Source organism: Vibrio sinensis, assembly GCF_003605645.1.
Taxonomy (GTDB): domain Bacteria; phylum Pseudomonadota; class Gammaproteobacteria; order Enterobacterales; family Vibrionaceae; genus Vibrio; species Vibrio sinensis.
The window spans coordinates 115,375-133,430 of record NZ_QVMU01000004.1; the positions used below are offsets into that span (position 1 = coordinate 115,375).

Annotated in this window: 16 protein-coding genes; 5 read left to right on the forward strand and 11 right to left on the reverse strand. The window is 41.4% G+C overall.

Annotated elements, in window-relative coordinates; translation table 11 throughout:
• Positions 1-86: 86 nt before the first annotated feature.
• The 6 genes from DZ860_RS06890 to DZ860_RS06915 all read right to left on the reverse strand — a co-directional run bounded on the left by DZ860_RS06890 (position 87) and on the right by DZ860_RS06915 (position 6,608).
• Positions 87-932 carry an AraC family transcriptional regulator gene (locus tag DZ860_RS06890; protein WP_120030203.1) on the reverse strand — a complete coding sequence of 282 codons (846 nt, stop codon included), beginning with the start codon at positions 930-932 and terminating at the stop codon, positions 87-89.
• Positions 933-1,041: 109 nt separating this feature from the next.
• The gene (locus tag DZ860_RS06895; protein WP_120030204.1) at positions 1,042-2,073 is read right to left on the reverse strand and encodes an NAD(P)-dependent alcohol dehydrogenase; all 1,032 of its coding nucleotides are present in this window, start codon (positions 2,071-2,073) and stop codon (positions 1,042-1,044) included.
• A 52-nt stretch (positions 2,074-2,125) separates the two neighbouring features.
• Positions 2,126-3,028, reverse strand: coding sequence for an ROK family protein (locus DZ860_RS06900; protein ID WP_120030205.1), 903 nt, complete (start codon positions 3,026-3,028; stop codon positions 2,126-2,128).
• 2 nt (positions 3,029-3,030) lie between these two features.
• Entirely contained in the window at positions 3,031-4,014 is a 984-nt protein-coding gene (locus DZ860_RS06905) for an ABC transporter permease (RefSeq protein WP_120030206.1), read from the reverse strand.
• Between the two features lie 9 nt (positions 4,015-4,023).
• Positions 4,024-5,532 carry a sugar ABC transporter ATP-binding protein gene (locus tag DZ860_RS06910; protein ID WP_120030207.1) on the reverse strand — a complete coding sequence of 503 codons (1,509 nt, stop codon included), beginning with the start codon at positions 5,530-5,532 and terminating at the stop codon, positions 4,024-4,026.
• A 98-nt stretch (positions 5,533-5,630) separates the two neighbouring features.
• Entirely contained in the window at positions 5,631-6,608 is a 978-nt protein-coding gene (locus tag DZ860_RS06915; protein WP_120030208.1) for a substrate-binding domain-containing protein, read from the reverse strand.
• Between the two features lie 832 nt (positions 6,609-7,440).
• On the opposite strand from DZ860_RS06915, the gene brnQ reads away from it, so the two are divergent.
• Positions 7,441-8,748: a branched-chain amino acid transport system II carrier protein gene (gene brnQ, locus DZ860_RS06925; protein ID WP_120030209.1), complete on the forward strand. Its 1,308-nt coding sequence runs from the start codon at positions 7,441-7,443 to the stop codon at positions 8,746-8,748.
• Positions 8,749-8,878: 130 nt separating this feature from the next.
• Here the strand turns inward: brnQ and DZ860_RS06930 are convergent, their stop codons facing one another.
• From DZ860_RS06930 to kch, 5 genes are all read right to left on the reverse strand, one after another.
• On the reverse strand, positions 8,879-9,271 hold the full coding sequence (locus DZ860_RS06930) for a hypothetical protein (RefSeq protein ID WP_120030210.1): 393 nt from the start codon (positions 9,269-9,271) through the stop codon (positions 8,879-8,881).
• Positions 9,272-9,487: 216 nt separating this feature from the next.
• Positions 9,488-9,769, reverse strand: a complete 282-nt coding sequence (locus DZ860_RS06935; RefSeq protein WP_120030211.1) for a hypothetical protein — start codon at positions 9,767-9,769, stop codon at positions 9,488-9,490.
• Between the two features lie 210 nt (positions 9,770-9,979).
• Complete coding sequence (locus DZ860_RS06940) at positions 9,980-10,435, reverse strand: GNAT family N-acetyltransferase (RefSeq protein WP_207890607.1); 456 nt, start codon at positions 10,433-10,435, stop codon at positions 9,980-9,982.
• Positions 10,436-10,517: 82 nt separating this feature from the next.
• A complete protein-coding gene (locus DZ860_RS06945) occupies positions 10,518-10,943 on the reverse strand; it encodes a GNAT family N-acetyltransferase (protein ID WP_207890606.1) in 426 nt (141 codons plus the stop codon).
• A 120-nt stretch (positions 10,944-11,063) separates the two neighbouring features.
• Complete coding sequence (kch, locus tag DZ860_RS06950; protein WP_243641825.1) at positions 11,064-12,272, reverse strand: voltage-gated potassium channel protein; 1,209 nt, start codon at positions 12,270-12,272, stop codon at positions 11,064-11,066.
• Between the two features lie 225 nt (positions 12,273-12,497).
• Here kch and DZ860_RS06955 point away from each other — a divergent pair, with 225 nt between their 5' ends.
• The 4 genes from DZ860_RS06955 to DZ860_RS06970 all read left to right on the forward strand — a co-directional run bounded on the left by DZ860_RS06955 (position 12,498) and on the right by DZ860_RS06970 (position 18,042).
• Complete coding sequence (locus tag DZ860_RS06955; protein ID WP_120030214.1) at positions 12,498-13,517, forward strand: CorA family divalent cation transporter; 1,020 nt, start codon at positions 12,498-12,500, stop codon at positions 13,515-13,517.
• 201 nt (positions 13,518-13,718) lie between these two features.
• Positions 13,719-14,393 (forward strand): ABC transporter ATP-binding protein, encoded by a 675-nt coding sequence (locus DZ860_RS06960; protein ID WP_120030215.1) that lies wholly within the window; start codon positions 13,719-13,721, stop codon positions 14,391-14,393.
• Positions 14,390-16,900: an ABC transporter permease gene (locus tag DZ860_RS06965; protein ID WP_439333108.1), complete on the forward strand. Its 2,511-nt coding sequence runs from the start codon at positions 14,390-14,392 to the stop codon at positions 16,898-16,900. The genes DZ860_RS06960 and DZ860_RS06965 overlap by 4 nt, the downstream gene beginning before the upstream one ends.
• A 29-nt stretch (positions 16,901-16,929) precedes the next feature.
• A complete protein-coding gene (locus tag DZ860_RS06970) occupies positions 16,930-18,042 on the forward strand; it encodes a lipocalin-like domain-containing protein (protein WP_120030308.1) in 1,113 nt (370 codons plus the stop codon).
• Positions 18,043-18,056: the final 14 nt, after the last annotated feature.

Consider the following 18,056-nt stretch of genomic DNA (forward strand, 5'->3'; position numbering starts at 1 on the left):
AGTTCATAAGTCCATGATTTCAATTCAAAAACACCCTAACGGTAGCAATTTAAAGCGTTATAGCTTTACGATAATCTCATCCGAGATCAATCGCCCCAATTTTTCCTAAATTGCTTAGGCGTGATGCTTTTTTGTTCAGAGAATATTTTCGTAAAATAAGATGGGTTGCTAAAACCAACTTGCTCTGCAATTTCTTTAATAGATAGCTCTGTTGATTGTAACAACAAGCACGACTTCGCTACTCGCAGCTTATTTAAATAAGTAATAAAGTTTTCGCCTGTTTTATTTTTAAAGAAACGACTAAATGACGATGAGGTTATTGAAAACTCCTCTGCGATCGCATCTAACGTCAACTGCTTCTCACTATGGGTATTTATGTAGTCGATAATGCTATCAATTTTTTGCGTATTAACGTTACCGGGTTCCATTAATACTGCGTTTGACGACAACAGACGTCTTTCATGATGTTCTGACATTTCATAAATAAGGCGTAAAAACGTACCTACACGATTCAATCCGCTCTGATGCTGAAACTCAGCCATCAAAGCAACAATATGTGTAATGTTACCTAAAAACTGAACGCCTCGGTTAGCTTGAGCTAAAAGCTTAAATTGATTATCGCCACATGGAAATGTAGCGAATATGGTATTAATTAACTCAGGATCAAAAACTAATGCCCAACTACGTTCACGGCAATAAACGCCCTCAGGAAGAGATGATACCCAATTGTGAGGCAAGTTAGGTCCAACAAGTACAAGTTGACCCGGCTCAAATTTACCAACATGGTCACCGATATAAACAATACCATTGGTATCACGAATGTAGTGAAGTTCGTATTGTGGGTGGTAATGCCAGCGAATGATTTGATCAGGAGCGCCATGAGCACGAAAGAACAGATCGTCGTCTAAATCAATTATCTCTCGGTAAATCATGTGTTGCTTTTTTCTAGATTGCTTTACCACAATATTACTATGACTCTAAATAGTATGCTGTGTTAAAGCCCTCAAAATGAGGGCTTTCGCCAAAGACATAAATTAATGACTAAACATTGATCATAACTTTCACGTCTTTGTTGTCACTTGATGCCGCATATTCAAATGCTTCAACACAACGTTCAAAGCTAAATTTTGTACCAATGAGTGTATTTACATCAAATTTCTTCGCGGCTAGCAATGAAATAGCCTTAGGATACATATTTCGATAACGATAAATGGTTTTGAACGTTAATTCTTTGGTCTGAGCATGAACAATATCTATCGCCAATTTATCCATTGGGCAACCTATTAGCATAACCGTAGCTTGTGCGCAGGTTAGTGGCAACGCAATATCTAATGCGGCTTCAACTCCACAGCAATCGAAAATGATATCGACACCATTACCATAGGTTTGCTGTTTAACAAACTCTGCCATATCAACGCGAGATGGATTAAGAGTGACAATCCCATCAAACTGCTGAGCCACTGCAAGCTTTTCATCAAACAGATCGGACAAAATCACTTTGGCACATCCAGCATTTAAAGCTGCGATCGCGGTAACAATACCAATTGTCCCAGCTCCTAAAACCAATGCCGTATCACCTGGTTTTACATGCGCTTCTGTTGCAGCATGAAGTCCTATTGCCAACGGTTCTATGAACGCTCCCTCATCAAAAGAAACGTTATCAGGTAATTTGAAGCATAATGCAGCGGGATGATTTACCTTCTCAGCCAAACACCCATCGATTGGTGGTGTCGCCCAAAAGCGAACACTAGGATCTAAATTATAACAACCAGCGAGTGTTTCTTTAGAATGAAAGTCAGGGATTCCTGGCTCCATACACACTCGATCACCTACTTTAAGATGCGTTACTTTATCGCCAATTTTTATTACCTCTCCAGAGGCTTCGTGACCAAGAACCATTGGAGCGTTTACTACAACATTACCAATCCGTCCGTGCTTATAAAAATGCACATCACTTCCACAAACACCCACTGATTTTAGTGCAACTTGAACTTCATCCTCTCGTGGTTCAGAAATATCCTGAACATCCATTAACGATAAGTTTAGAGCAGAGCTAAGTACTGCAGCCTTCATATCACTACCTCATAAATACAAATTTATTAAAGAATTACTTAAAGAGCTAAATCTATTTACATAATAATGCTGCGCCAAATACACCGGAGCTATCGCCAAGCTCTGGCTTTATTATTTTCGCGTTAAATTGATGGTTAAATATTTGTTTCTCTATTTTCTTTGCAGATAATTCATAGAGTTCATCTATATTTCCCACGCCACCACCAATTATAATTACATCAGGGTCGATGATATTGATAATCGGAGAAATAGCTTTGGCGAAACTGTCGATGAGATGGTTCAAACTATTTTTACTCTGTTCATTTCCGTTCCGAGCTAAAGTTACGATTTCTTTAAGCGATAGACTCTGCCCATGCGTCTCATTATGATAGCGTTCAACACCCGTTCCCGATATTATCGTTTCGACACAGCCTCTCTTCCCGCAATAGCAAGGTATGCCATTTTCCTCTAAAACGTTATGCCCCCACTCTCCAGCGATACCGTGATGACCATTTATGACTTTGCCATTAATTACGATGCCCGCACCACACCCTGTGCCCATAATCACTGCAAAAACCACTTCAGGTGTATATCCCAAATTCGCGACAGCCCCCATAACGCTCTCTGATAGAGCGAGGCAATTGGCATCATTAGTTAGAATTGCGTTAATGTTCAAGCTCTGTTCTAAATCGGTTTTGAGCGGCTTATCATTAAGTTGAGTGCTGTTACAATTTTTCATCACTCCAGTTTGAGGATCTAACGAGCCAGGAGTACCAAAACCAATCAGCTTAGGAAAATAGCCCATTTTGTCAGCACACATTTCTACAACCAACTTTATCCGTTGTAATATGTGCTCATATCCTTTCTCTCTTTCCGTCGCTACTCGCTCTCGAACTAATACATTCATTTGATCATCAATGACTGCACATTCAATTTTCGTCCCACCTAAATCAACACCCCAAAAATGATTCTTCATTGTTATAATCCCTTTTTCTGTTTTAGTGACTCAAGCATTACAGCAAATATAATAATAATCCCTTTAATTACTTGTTGGTTATAACCGGAAACATTTATTAGATTTAAAATATTTGAAATCACACCCAATATCATAACGCCGAATAAACAATTGATTACAGTGCCGCGACCTCCTGATAAACTTGCACCTCCGATAACCACCGCTGCGATTGCATCTAATTCAAAACCAATGCCTAAAATTGGGCTACCAACGCCAGTTCGAGTCGCTGAGATAAGCCCGGCAAGTGCAGCTGTGAAGCCACTAATGACATAAACTGCAAACTTTACTTTCTTCACTGAAATCCCCGCAAACTTCGTCGCAGTCTCATTGCTACCAACCGCAACCACAAGACGGCCAAAGATAGTTCGATGGAGGACAAAGTAACCCAATCCATAAATGACGAACATTGCTAACACTGGGTATGGAATGGCTAGAAATGAATTTGTACCGAAAGCTTGAAATAACGTGTCATCTACAAATATTGGTTGACCATTGGAAAAAATAAGACTCAAGCCACGAGCAATTGTCATTAGTGCCAATGTCGCGACAAATGCAGGAATACCTAGGTGAGAAACCAAACCGCCCGACACAAAACCGATCGCTATACCAGTTATCGAACCAATAAATAGCGCCCCACTTAATCCCCATTCAGGGATTAAGAGTGAAGTGACAATGGAAACCAGCGCCATTACCGAACCAACTGAAAGATCAATACCGCCAGTGATAATCACAAATAACAGCCCCAGTGATACTATGCCTAGCGGTACACTTTGTTTTAATACGTTAAGTATATTCACCTGCGTATAAAACTTATCGCTAATTAGACCAGCGACTATTAACATGAGGATGAATACGATAATCGTAGTATGTTTCAATAAAAAGTTAACCATTTGGTTTACACTAGTATTAGCTTTGATCGTGTTATTAACTCGTATTAATTCTGACATTTCATTCTCCTACTGAACCGCCAATCTCATTATCATTTCTTCGTTTTTTGTATCACCAGATACTTCACCTACGATCGTTCCTTGACTCATTACATAAATTCGCTCACAAGTACCAATCAATTCCGACAACTCCGATGACACCATCAGAACGCCACATCCTGAATCAGCTATGGTGTTGATCACGTTGTAAATCTCTTTTTTTGCTCCGACATCAACGCCACGCGTCGGTTCGTCGAGTAGATAGAAATCACAGTCAGAATGTAGCCATTTCGCCATAACCACTTTTTGTTGATTCCCACCACTTAGCGTGTTTACAGAATCTGAGTGATGACCGAGCTTAATGTTCAAAAGTTGAGAATAGTGCTGTGCAATGGCTTGTTCTTTCTTCGTATCGATAACGACCCCAAAATCCAAGCTTTTGTTTCTCGCTACATGAGTAATGTTTTCAGATATTGCACAGTCAATGATAAGTCCTTGCTCCTTGCGACTTTCAGGGATCATTGCAATTCCGGCTCTAATTGCGTCTTTTACATCTCCTAATTGAAGTGGTGTCCCGTCTTTCTTTATTGAGTAAGAAGTGACTTGCCGAGCACCAAACAGACTTTGAACTAATTCAGTACGACCCGAGCCAACCAATCCTGCTAAACCTACGATTTCACCTTTCTGCACATTCAGCTTTATATCTTTAAGTAGAATGCCATCGGATAGCTGCGTAATTTCTAACGCCATATCCCTCAAGCGGCTCCCCTTTCGTTCAGGAAAATAATCACCCAGTTCTCGACCAATCATTCCTCGTACCAACTCATCTTTCGTCACTGTTCTTGCATCAAAAGTGGCGACTGAACGACCATCTTTAATAATGGAGATTTCGTCAGAGATGCGTAACACCTCCTCTAATCGATGAGAGATATAGATAATTGATACCCCCTCATTTCTTAGCCTAAAAAGAGTCTCAAACAAAACTTCGACTTCTGAACCAGCCAAGACAGCCGTTGGCTCATCAAGAATTAGAACCTCACTATTACGACTTAATGCTTTCGCTATTTCTATCATTTGTTGGCAAGCCACACTTAAGTTCCCAGCTCTGGCATTGGGGTCAATATCGAAACCGAACTTAGTCAATAATTCCTGACTTTTTTGGTTAATTAATTTACGGTTAGTCAGAAACTTAAAAAGTGATTGTTCATATTCATCCTTACTGCCTATAAATATATTTTCAGCGACGGTGAGATCTGGGATTATTGCCAGTTCTTGATGAATAATAGAAATTCCGTTTTCGATTGCTTCTTTTGGTCCTAAAAAATCAACCAGCTTACCTCGATATAATAATTTCCCGCTATCTTTCTTATGAATTCCGCTAAGGACCTTCATAAGCGTTGATTTACCCGCACCGTTTTCACCACATATGGAATGAATAGAACCATATTTAACTTTGAAACTTACTCCATCAAGCGCTTTTGTTCCGCCAAAATATTTTTTAATATTATCAAATTCTACTTTTATATTATTTTCACTCATAGGGAGACCACATCGAATCGAGCGTAATTAAGGAAGCACTAAATTTGGGCAATACGAACAATAACTTTACGTTGTACTGCCCAAGTGTCAAATAACACCTAGAACATGGCATTCTCATCGTAATATTGTTTGACGTTTTCCTTGTTCACTAAAACTGCTTTGGTTCTACTGTAATTTTGGAACTCGGTTTCGCCTTTTTCCAAAGCATTAATGACCTCAATAACCTTTTTGCTCAGTTCTGTTGGACTGTTCATGGCCGTAGCTTGTAGTTGGCCATCAATAATTGCTTGGTAACCTTTCTTACTGCCATCGTAAGAGTAAACGCGCACCTCTTCAAAGCTCTTACCTGATGCACGAATAGCACGGATAGCACCTAAAGCCATATCATCATTTTCTGCATATACAGCATTTAAGTCAGGTTGCGAAACAAGTAGATCTTCCATCGCTTTTAGGCCACCAATTTGGTCCCAGTTGCCCCATAGTTGACCAACTATTTGCATACGAGTTTCATTGTGATCGCGTAATTGTTGACTGATAACTCCGTTTATAAAGTTATCACGACGAATCTTGCCGCCAAGGTTACCTTGATTACCGCTGATTAGAGCAAGCTTGACCTCTTGATCGCCAAACTGCTTCGCTGCCATTTCTCCAATCATTACGTTGTTTTTCTCGTCCGCAGGTTGAACACGAGTAACAACTGGCGCTGTTTCAGAAATATGACTATCCACTGTGATAACTTGCACACCCTTACTATTCGCAATACGTGTCATTTTTTCGCCAGCAAGTGGATCCTGTGGATCTAAAATCAAATACTTAATTCCTTTTGATAATAGGTCCTCCACATCAGAAACTTGTTTGTTTATATCGCCACGAGCATCTGTCGAATATACTTTATAACCATTTTCTTCACCAGCCATCTCAATATGATGAGTTAGTGCATTGAAATAAGGACCATTCATAGTTCGGTTTGCAAAACCAATTTCCACTTCATTTGCATTAACGAATATTGGGAGTATCGAAATTGTAGAAGCTAATACCGTAATACTAGCAATTCTTAATCTATTTATTGTTGTCATATTCTTTCCTTCGCTATTGGATAAACTTTGAAACGTTATCTTCTCCGGTGAAGTAAAAGTAATATATTGGGAATGTATGGTGCTATTTAAATAGCATTTTTATCACGACAATTCTAAGTCAATCACGATGAACCCCAATAAAATCATTAAAAAATACAAATATTTTGTCACTTTGACAGCATCAAACTGTATGAGTTTTAGTAGTAAACATGGGGGTGCCAATGGGCAACTCAGCTTATCTACATCACACTTCCAGAGCAGTGACCTTTATCATCTCAGGAGAGTCAATGGAGAATGCTAGAGCCTAAATCTTTAATAACCTCGCTATGCTGATTTACTCCATCTTTCCAAAATATCAATGTAACGCTTTAGATGTCGACCTACGCGTCGTTAGAAAAAGGTTGTTGGAAACTATTTCTCATTAATTTCAAATTCTTAACAAAGTGAGTAGTTATTTATACCAACAAAGATACTAGGTTGTGGATGAATAAACCAAATTCAAGCAAAATATCAAACATATGCACTTATTTTATATTTTGCAGTTGTATCAATAACTACATCTTGGTTAGGGTAAAGAACATCAAGGGACAGACGTTCCTCGGTTACTTTCTATATTAAGGATCTCTCATGTCAGCTATTGCGCAATTACAATTCGCATTAAAATGCCCATCAGGCGTTGCTGCTTCGATCCTCCTGCTCACTCTGAAACTGATTCAGGGCTGACAGGCTATATCTACAATTTCTGTCGGCTTGATAAGAAGCTGACAGGAACGCTCCACAAACTCTCCTATTCCTTTCAGTTTCTTTTAAGCAAAACTTAAGAGGAACAACAATGTTAAGCGCACGCAACATCGCCGCTTTAGGCTTTATGACTTTCGCCATGTATTTAGGTGCTGGGAACCTGATTTTCCCTCCATTTTTAGGGTACCAAGCAGGTGAACACTTCCTAAGTGGTATGTCAGGTTTTCTCTTAACTGGAGTTGGGCTTCCAGCCCTGGCACTTGTTATGGTGGCCATCGTTAACGGCTCAGATAAATTGACCGTAGCTTTACCTAAGCCATTAGCAACCAGTTTTTGGGTATTGGTGTTTATCGTTATTGGGCCAGCATTTGTTATTCCACGTGCAATCACAGTGGCTTATCAATTTAGCTTTGCTCCCTCTTTCGGTGAGACGGCACTAGTGCCATTTACTGCCGCTTTTTGTGTAGCCACAATTATGTTCGCGATCTACCCGGGTAAATTGATTGATAACTTAGGCAAAATATTAACGCCAGCGTTAATGGCTATCTTGGTCATCATGTCGGTAACAGCGTTGGTTTATCCTGCGGGGGATCTGACAACAGCAAGCGGGCCATACATCAATGGTGCGTTTGCGGAGGGGCTAACACAAGGTTATATGACAATGGACGCGCTGGGTTCAATTGGATTTGGGTGGATTATTTTTCGAGCTATTCGCAGTATGGGCGTGGAATGCCCGAAAGCAACAGCAAAATACACTCTAATCGCCGCTTTAATGTATGCAGTTGCGATGGCGTTTGTTTACATTTCACTTTCTTACATTGGTTCGACAAGTTCGTATTTGGGCTCTGAATTTACCAATGGTGGTGACATTCTAACCGCATTTACGTTTGCTCATTTTGGCGCTTTTGGTTCAGTATTGTTAGGAGCAGTCATGGTACTTGCCTGCTTGACCACCGCGATTGGTGTGACTACAGCGGGTAGCGAATTCTACGACAATACTTTTAGCAAGTTGAACTACAAGGCTTGTGTTATTGCGACCATGGCTCTTGCAGGATTCATTGCCAATATTGGCCTAGAACAACTACTTGCCATTACGTTACCAGCAGTCGTTATATTGCACCCCGTCGCGATTGCTTTAATGCTCATGGCTCCGGTTCGACATAAAATGTCACAAGTCATGGTTGTCACTACAGCTTTAACCGCACTTCTATTTGGGGGCGTCGACGCTTTGCATATCTTGGGTTATATGCCAGAAACAATTGACTTGTGGCTGAATCAAAATATGCCGCTCTATTCTTACTTTGCCAGTTGGATTATTCCGACATTCAGCATAATTTTAATGGGTATGATAATGAATAGACTCGCGTCGAATCAGCCTACATTTGCGACAAAATCATGAATAAGTCATCAATCTCGTAATGTAAAATAGAAACCATACAAACGAAAAAGGCGTTAGCAACTTTAACTTGCTAGCGCCTTAAATACTAAACAATAACGTTAAGCATGGTTAACATGCTTAAGCTTAATCATTACGCTTGGCTTGATTCTTCATCAACGTCACAACCAGTACAGCTTTGTAGCGCGATTTCGTGCTCAAACACAGCAGAATCGTTACCACCAGCTAGCAATTCAGCGATTTCATCAGCAACTTCTTGCTCATCTTCCGCTTCAACTTGATTCGCTAATTCCTCTTCTGCGTAACCGTAGAAATTTAGTAGTAAGTAATCGCGAGCTTCTTCTTTAGTACAAGTGACGTTTACCGAAAGATCTGGCTCAACGTTGCCTTGTTCGATGATTGCAGCTACTTGCGCTAAAACTTCTTCTTTCATCGCAGCAGTTAACCAGCCAAGATCAGTATTCACTGTGGTTTTTTTACAGTTAAAACAAGGTAGTTGATGAAAGTAGTATTGAAAATCAGACATAGGTAATTTCTTAATTTAGGTTTCTGTATCGCAAGATTATAGCAAGAAAAGTACCGCACCTTTCAGTAATAAAATGACTGATATGAGATAAAGTTTGCGCTGGTTGAGCATTAAGGCAACTTTCTCCTCATAGACCATAGTCTGACAATCATTCAAACGTTAGCATGACCAAATCAAAGGCAAGCCAAATTCGTATTTAGATTAAGCTATCAATAATTAAGAAACGATCACCACATCAGATTCAACAACAGAAACGGCATTAGCTCGCTCAATGACTTTTAATAATGTTGTCTGCATTACTTCACTTTCTCTCGCATCGGTTTGAGTAGAAAATCGCTCTTCTTGTACCTCAGCATCTTCATCTAGCTTGAATTGAATGACGACCTCTGTAGCGCAATCTTTGCTATCACCGTAGTAATCAATCGAAACGAGTGGATAACCTTTAAAGCCCTTTTTAACGTGTTTCGCTATTCTTTTTTTTGCTTTATCCAAGTTCATAAAACTTCCTATCTTTTTTAGAACAACAATTACGCTGATAGTGAGAGCGTTTCCATCTAACTAATTCATCCTATGAAGCATTGTGCCATAAGCATTTCAACCAAACTTTGAGCTGAAGCTGTCAAATAATAGATTCTGTTTACGACTTAATAACTAAAACCAACAACGAGCTAACCTCACCAATAGGTATTTATTCTTTAGATGTATTTTCTAACTAACATTACGTGCAATCATCAAGACTTCATCCGCGGAATATAGATTGGTAATAGTAGCCTCAACTTCTGCCCCTAACGTCGATTTATACAATTCTTGCGCAAAATTATCCGCTCTGGTCGTAACAAAAATATGTTTTAGAACCGAATTATTCTCAGCCAACCTCATCTTGACTAGTGGTAAAGAGTTAACGATCAAACTGCGGCCCACTCCTTTGCCTTGATGCTCAGGAGAAACTGCGAGTTGTTCAATTTCCATGACGACCTCTGGGCGGAAACCGCTTTTCTGAGTCCAAATAATATAGCCAACCACTCCACTAGAATCTTCGGCAACAAAACACAGAACTCGCGGAAAAGCATTAAAGTTACAAACTAACCATTCATAGGATTGCTTCTGCCTAACAAAAGCAAATTTATGCACTTCTGCTGCCGCGTTTAAATCGGCTTGTTCCATCAGTCTTATTTTCATAACCACCTCTCTTTACGGAAAAATTCTTAACAACAAAACAAGAGTTACAGATCAAGGTTAAAAAGACTTATATAGCGATACTTTTCGACATGTAATAAAACCTATCGTCTTCTTTATCGACGGTAAAACCGGTTCGCTTATACAGTTCATATGCAGGGCTAATCTTGAACACGCGCAATCTAAGATGAGCGACTTCTGCTTTACAAGCCAACCTTTGAACTTCACTAAGGGCTGCCGCACCAATTCCTTTATTTTGGAATTTCTCGCTGACTTGTAAATCACGTAAATAGCAGCCATCCTCGTCATAGGCTAAACGAATAGCTCCAACAATAGCTTCGTTATAGAGCACATCCCAATTTTCTAAACTTTCGATTTGCTCCTGTATTTTGTTCAACTCCCAACTTACAGAATAATGCTGATAATATGGATGCATATTGCCAAATGTGAGTTCCGCCGAAGCTAACAAATCGACTGTTGGTTTAAATGAAATCACTCTGCTCACTACTTTTTTGCAAACAATTCTTGATTCTCAGATTCTACAACGCGCACTTAAAAATCAATGCTGGTAGATTCACAAAAACGTCTATTGCTGAACACAAGCCCGATAGTGGTGTTATTTCTCATCAAACAAACCATGTCCTGAATTGAGTAACATTGAGATAAGTCGATCGTTATCTAAAGGTTCACCGGACATCACACTTGCCAAGATTTCACTACCGAATAACAAAGGAGAGAGCACAACATCCGCTTTAACCTGTTTGACTTTATTCATGTTTTTAGCATCATTTACCGCCAATACCGTTTTCACTTCTGGAAAAAGATCACGTGCGGATAAAACAATAAATGCATTATCAGCGTCATCATCAGTTAGCGCCAATAATGCTCGACTATGTTCAATACCCGCCAGTTTCAATACAGAATCATCGGTACAATCACCCGACATAATATCGACTTTATTTCCAATACGTTGCTGAATTTTAGGGAAGTTTTCTTCCGGTTCCACGGTTAATATGGTGACATTAAGTCCACGAACTAGCAGTTGATTTGTCGTCGCGATGGCTAATACTGAGGTGCCGCAAACAATATAGTGATCTTTTCTATTCATTTGTTGTTGATTACCTTTAACGAGTCTATTCAATCCCCCTTTGATTAAGGGACCAAAGACAGTAGTGAGTGAGGTCGCAAACACTGTAATACCAGCAATAATAACCGACACAGTAAATAAGCGAGCAGGTTCCGTGATCGGTACAATATCGCCATAACCAACCGTAGTCATGGTCACAATAGAGAAGTAAAACGATGTGGTTAAATTGGTTATTGCCGGTTTGAAATCTTGTCCAAAATAAAGAGCACCGTAGCTCGAATAAAATAGCAATACCGTAAAGCTAATAAATGCAAATATACCCCCTGCGGTCGCACTAGAACGATCAAAGTCTTTACCCAAGAGTAGAAGACTTATCAAGGTAGCAACGCTCCATATTAAACTATGCGTTAGTTCCGGGAAGAAGTGCCAAGTAAAAACTAACGAAATCAACAGTAGAATGATGCTGACCGCCCACGCAATTCTGGCTCGAAATAACAATCCGAATGCATTGAGCATCAAGAAAATCCCGAGCAAAAACCATGGACCATTCGCTATATTAGCCCAATTTATCGATGAAAAATTGTGGATGTGAAACAACCCAAGAAGATTGCTCGATTTTCCCCATACGCTTTCAAGAATGATTAAACCATTGATGAATACCGCTAAGGCGACAATGCTATGACGCAATGTTAACCAAAATGTACGCCATTTTTGCCAAAGGAGAGATGAAATACTCAAGGCTACGTTCCACCAATAAAATGTATAAAATCTATTCATACCGCCACGACAGCGATACCATATCTGCTAATATTTATGAACAAAGTGCTTTGTCTAAATTTTATCACCGCTTAGGTATCTGTAAACTAAACACTTTGTCATAAAAAACGCCGCTATTTTTTGTATTGCGCTTTTGAACACCTAGCTTAAATATTCTATGCGCTCTAATGGCTACTGAGGATAAAAATGCCCATAATTACCCCATTAAAAAGTCATTTATCTAACAATATCAATGATAAAACAAAAACCTGCTGGATAGATGTCGATCTCTCTAAGCCTGACGATCATCATTGGTTAACCTCTCAAAGTGACCTATCGGAAGACTTGATTGCGTTTTTGCTACGAGAAAACTTCGTCAATCATAGAAACTTACACGATGGTAGTGTCTTAATTGCGTTAAAAGTCAGTGGCGAACAGCCAACTATCAATTCTTTAGGCTTAGTTGACTTAAAAATATTCATCGATGCCAACCGCATTATCACCATCAGATATCATCCTGTCATGGCCATCGATAAAACTTACACCTACCTAGAAAGCTTAAAATCTGACAGCACAGATACTCATAGTTTAGTTCAGGAAGATTTAATTCAGAAAAGCTTAGTTCAGAAAACGGAAAAACATGAAGCTAAGGTCATTGATGTGTTTTGCCACATCATCAACAATTTGACCGACCATATTGAAAAAGTAACGTTTACGATGTCAGACCAAATCGCCGTACTCGAAGATCAATACTTTGATACCGGTGAGACTTTTGACGCGTCTCTATTACTCAAATTACGCGGTGATATCTGTAAAACTCGTCGAATATTGACGGTATTAAAGAATACCTTGTTTATCCGAATTGAGGAACCGACGTTACTGACAAATGGCGAAGACAAAACGATCCTCGTTCGAGCATCTAGCCATGTAAAACTGCATTTAGACAACTTAGACGATCTACTCTCACGTATCGACATGTTACAAAATCTGGATGATTCGAAACTTTCGGAGGCGATGTCCGAATCCAGTTTTAATCTCACCATTGTAGCTACGGTGTTTCTGCCGTTAACTTTCGTATCGGGTCTTCTTGGCATGAATGTGGGGGGAATTCCAGACACCCATAACCCATGGGGATTTTGGGGAATAACTTCTGCGATGATTCTCTTAGCGATTTCGCTTTGGGTATATCTCTATCGCCGCCTGAGACTGATTCGCTTTGGGCGCTAGATTCAAATTTCACTTGGAGGGGATTAAAAGGAGATTAAGAGGACAGCCCCCCAATCTCGAGACAAACTCAAAGCAGATCAAGATGCTTGGTTGCGAAATCTGTGTAATAGCTAATCGTTAAGCGAGATAGCTTTTCAATGCGTAGAATACGATGAGCGTATAATAGACCAATACGCTCACCCTATTTTACATGGAGGTAAAATGCTAAAGCCGCTTGTTGCATTGAGTCATGCAAACAAACTTTTTGTGGATGGTAACGAAACCCATGGTGTATTAAATAACATCGACTTTTCTTTACTGCCCAATACTAGTATTGCGCTCACTGGCGCAAGTGGCAGTGGCAAAAGTACCTTACTTAATATCATCGCGGGTTTTGAACCACTCACCAGTGGAAAATTACTATTGGACGGCCATGACACCGCATTATGGAAAGATCCACAATGGAGTCACTTTCGCCACCAGCAGTTGGGTGTTGTCTTTCAACAATTTAACCTGTTAACACCATTAAACGTAAAGCAAAACATCGCATTTCCTCTCAATTTAAACCAGCAATCTTGGAATAGTTGGTGCGACCACTTAGTCGGCACGCTCGATATTGGAAAACTACTCGAGCGACACGTTTCTTCTCTATCCGGAGGGCAACAACAGCGCGTCGCCATCGCTCGCGCGTTGGCGCATCAACCAAAACTTCTTCTGGCCGACGAGCCAACTGGCAATCTAGATCAACAAGCTGGATTAGAAGTCATGAAACTACTGACTGAAATAGCCAGCCAAGGCAACACCGCCATCATTCTGGTTACTCACAGCTTAGAGTGTGCCGACTTTATGCAGGCTCGTTGTCACTTGCAAAACGGTCACTTTATCTCCACGCCATGAACCGCAACATGAAACAGACTAAGCTCACGCACATTAGGCTTACTCTGCAACTGTTTGCTGCCCATTATCGACAAGCGCCGCTGCAAGCTGCCGCCATTTTGATCGGTGTCGTACTGGCTGTTACCTTGTTCGTTGCCGTACAGACCATCAACCTTAATGCCAAACGCAGTTACGCCGAGTCCTCAGAATCACTGAGCACCCAAGCAACAAATTTTATCATTCCCCCCGCTGGTCAACGTTATTTGTCAGAATCACTCTACTTCTCGTTACGTCAGGCCGGATTAAGCCGTGCTCTTCCCATTATTGAGGGGCGTGTACGAGATGAACAAGGGCGACGCTGGACAATACAAGGCAGCGAATTAGTCGTTGCAATGACAACTCGGCTTCACGATACCAATCAACAAGAAAATGCTAACGAACCTCATGCTGTTTCCCTGTTTAATGCTCATCTCCCTCTTGCGCAATTGATGGCTGGTAAGCCACTAGTGATGATGAGTCAATCACAACACTCAAATATGGGCGAAGTCACCCACTTAATATTGGATAAGGTGAAAACCGAGGTCGTTGTTGTACCTGATGAGTGGAAACTTGGCAGTAGAATGCTCATGGACATTGGTTTTGCCCAACAATTGCTCAATAAACAAGGCGAGCTCAGTTACATCGCGGTGCTTGAAACGAGCCAAGCGAAACTCTCTCACTGGCAAGAGATCATTGGCAAACAAGGTCAGTGGATGACTAATACTCAAAGTACCGATCTTGGGGCTCTCACCGATAGCTTTCATCTCAATCTCACTGCGATGAGTTTACTCGCTTTTGTGGTCGGCTTATTCATCGCCTACAACGGCGTAAAATACAGCTTAATGAAACGCACCCGCCTTTTAGTACAAATTCAGCAAGCTGGCATCGCTTCAAACATCGTATTTATTGGCTTGCTTATCGAACTGACCATTCTGGTGACACTAGGCGCAACCCTAGGTTTCGTACTCGGTATACAGCTTAGTCATTGGTTACACCCAACGGTCGCTCTCACCTTAGAACAACTTTATGGTGCAACCTTACTCCCTGGCACCTGGCATTGGCAGTGGTGGGGGCAAGCTCTATTGTTTACGTTATGCGCGACATTCATTGCCTGCTGGCAACACTTTAAACAACGAGTACACCAACCGCTTTCTTCACATGGTGGATTCTACCAAGCACCAGAAGCATCGAATAAGAATCAACTATTAGTTCTTGGTAGTGTTCTAACCCTATGTGCGTTGGCGGGATTATGGTTTAGCGAGCATCATCGTTTCACCATGGTATGGCTCGGTGTGTTGGTGATTTCAATTCCCTTATATCTACCTAAGTCGCTCAGTGTTTTGGCTCAATGGTGTGAAAACCACTCGGCTCCCGGCCTACTACAATACTTGTTTGCCGAGTTGAGAGAGCTGATTGCGCCTCTCTCATTAGCTATGATGGCATTGCTTTTAGCCGTCACGGCCAATATGGGAATGAATACGTTAGTTGGAAGCTTCGAATCCACTCTTAAACATTGGCTAGAACAGCGTCTACATGCGGATATCTACGTCAGTCCAGCTCAAAGTGAAATCGCCAATGTAGCATTGGCTCTAGAGCACTTTGATAACGTTGAAACTGTCTACAAGCAGTACTACATCGACGATAATTTACAAGGCTTGCCGATTTTACTCGGTACTAAAGATAATGACACGTTAGAACAAACCATGGTGTTTCATTCACAGGTAGAAAACTTCTGGCCTCGTTTTTACCAAGGTGAGTTGGTCGCCATCAGTGAACCTACCGCTGTAAAACTTGGTCTATCGCTTGAAAGTGAACTAGAACTCGACGCTCTCCAAGAGGCAACGCCGATAGTCGGGGCTATTTTCTATGATTACGGTTCGCCAAATGGCGAAGTGTTACTTGCTCCCAAGCTATGGTTTGAAAGCGGCTTTACCAACATACCGACCAGCCTTGGAATTAAAGTGACTGGCGAACCACACGCTGTGTACGATCAATTACGCGATAAGTTAAACCTCCACTCAAGCCAACTCTACGATCAGGCACAAATCAAATCCATCGCCTTAGATATCTTTTCACAAACATTCGCCATCACTCGCGCACTAAACGGGGTAACCTTGATGGTTGCCGTGATCGGCCTATTCAGTGCTTGCTTCATGCTGCTCGACGCGCGCAAAGCCGCCATCGCGAGGTTATATGCACTTGGCATCAGCCGTCGCAAGTTAATGACGATGGTGGTGGGGCAAATTGTCGCTCTGGTCAGTTTCACTCTGATTATCGCCTTACCTTTGGGTGCAATGGTCGGCTATGTACTGACAGATATCGTCACCTTACGGGCTTTTGGCTGGAGCTTAAATTACCTCTGGAATTGGAGTGACGCACTCAGCATTGCTGCTATCACAATCTTAGTCGCAGTGGTGGCAACGTTGATCCCACTTTGGCGTTTAGTGAGTAAGCCAGTTGTGTCCAGTTTGCAAAGCGAGGTGTTGTAATGCGAGATATTTTAATGCGACATATTGTAATGAAACCCATTTTACGAACTTTTACCCTCGCCCTCAGCGCCATAGCGCTGCTAGGATGCGAACCATCACAACCTCAAAAAATTAGCAGTATTCTGGGTGATAATATCGCACAATCTGGCAGCAATCAGAAATTCACACCTGTAGTGCACGGCATCGATATCTCCTTTCCTGCTGATCACCGAGCCCATGAAGACTTTCGTCACGAATGGTGGTACTTAACCGCCAACTTAGTTGATGAAAACGGCAATGCGCTCGGTGTGCAATGGACCCAATTTCGTTTTACCACCGCCCCGAAAAATCGTGACCAGTCGACCAAGAAAACCGCATGGCAAAGCGATCAAATTTACATGGCACACAGTGCTGTGACGACGCCACACAAACACTACGCCGATGAAAAGTGGTCTCGCGGACAAGAAGAATTGGCAGGAGTAGACTCGTCTCCATTTCGCGTTTACCTTGATGATTGGCAGTGGAGTTCTGCCACCAATGACCTATTCCCAGCGACACTCAACGCAAGATCTAAACAATTTGCCTACTCACTTAGACTAACCAGTGATTCTCCTTACCAGAAACAAGGTCAACAAGGCTACAGTACGAAAAGTGCCGATGGTCAGGTGGCCTCGTATTACTACAGCCAGCCGTTTATTGATGTCTCTGGCAAAGTGATCATTGACGGAAAGATACATAACGTCTCAGGTAAAGGTTGGATAGATAGAGAATGGAGCTCACAATTTCTACTCGACTCGCAACAAGGTTGGGACTGGTTTGCGTTAAGGCTCAGTGATGAAACTAGCTTGGTCGTTTTCCAACTTCGTGATTCGGTCACCGGTGGCTCCAGTTATGCTCACGCACGATTAATGCAGCAAGATGGATCTGGAATCGCCATTGAGCAGAAAGAGATAGCCTTAACTGTCATCAAACAAACTAAAATTCAACAACGTAACTACCCGACCAAATGGCAAGTTTCTATCCCAAGCCAGCAAATCGATGTTACGGTTTCAGCCCTCAACCCCAATGCCAAGATGCCTCTATCGGTGCCTTACTGGGAGGGCCCTGTCACCATTCAAGGTTCACATTCAGGCAGTGGGTATATGGAATTAACTGGTTACTGAAGACGTAGTGGCTG

What these genes read in the sequence shown, in the direction of transcription:
- DZ860_RS06940 (WP_207890607.1), bottom strand. Translation starts at nt 10,435, where the DNA reads ATGGAACAAGCCGATTTAAACGCGGCAGCAGAAGTGCATAAATTTGCT.
- DZ860_RS06900 (WP_120030205.1), bottom strand. Translation starts at nt 3,028, where the DNA reads ATGAAGAATCATTTTTGGGGTGTTGATTTAGGTGGGACGAAAATTGAA.
- DZ860_RS06895 (WP_120030204.1), bottom strand. Translation starts at nt 2,073, where the DNA reads ATGAAGGCTGCAGTACTTAGCTCTGCTCTAAACTTATCGTTAATGGAT.
- DZ860_RS06935 (WP_120030211.1), bottom strand. Translation starts at nt 9,769, where the DNA reads ATGAACTTGGATAAAGCAAAAAAAAGAATAGCGAAACACGTTAAAAAG.
- DZ860_RS06905 (WP_120030206.1), bottom strand. Translation starts at nt 4,014, where the DNA reads ATGTCAGAATTAATACGAGTTAATAACACGATCAAAGCTAATACTAGT.
- DZ860_RS06955 (WP_120030214.1), top strand. Translation starts at nt 12,498, where the DNA reads ATGCCCATAATTACCCCATTAAAAAGTCATTTATCTAACAATATCAAT.
- DZ860_RS06915 (WP_120030208.1), bottom strand. Translation starts at nt 6,608, where the DNA reads ATGACAACAATAAATAGATTAAGAATTGCTAGTATTACGGTATTAGCT.
- DZ860_RS06965 (WP_439333108.1), top strand. Translation starts at nt 14,390, where the DNA reads ATGAACCGCAACATGAAACAGACTAAGCTCACGCACATTAGGCTTACT.
- DZ860_RS06960 (WP_120030215.1), top strand. Translation starts at nt 13,719, where the DNA reads ATGCTAAAGCCGCTTGTTGCATTGAGTCATGCAAACAAACTTTTTGTG.
- DZ860_RS06890 (WP_120030203.1), bottom strand. Translation starts at nt 932, where the DNA reads ATGATTTACCGAGAGATAATTGATTTAGACGACGATCTGTTCTTTCGT.
- DZ860_RS06970 (WP_120030308.1), top strand. Translation starts at nt 16,930, where the DNA reads ATGAAACCCATTTTACGAACTTTTACCCTCGCCCTCAGCGCCATAGCG.
- DZ860_RS06930 (WP_120030210.1), bottom strand. Translation starts at nt 9,271, where the DNA reads ATGTCTGATTTTCAATACTACTTTCATCAACTACCTTGTTTTAACTGT.
- brnQ (WP_120030209.1), top strand. Translation starts at nt 7,441, where the DNA reads ATGTTAAGCGCACGCAACATCGCCGCTTTAGGCTTTATGACTTTCGCC.
- DZ860_RS06910 (WP_120030207.1), bottom strand. Translation starts at nt 5,532, where the DNA reads ATGAGTGAAAATAATATAAAAGTAGAATTTGATAATATTAAAAAATAT.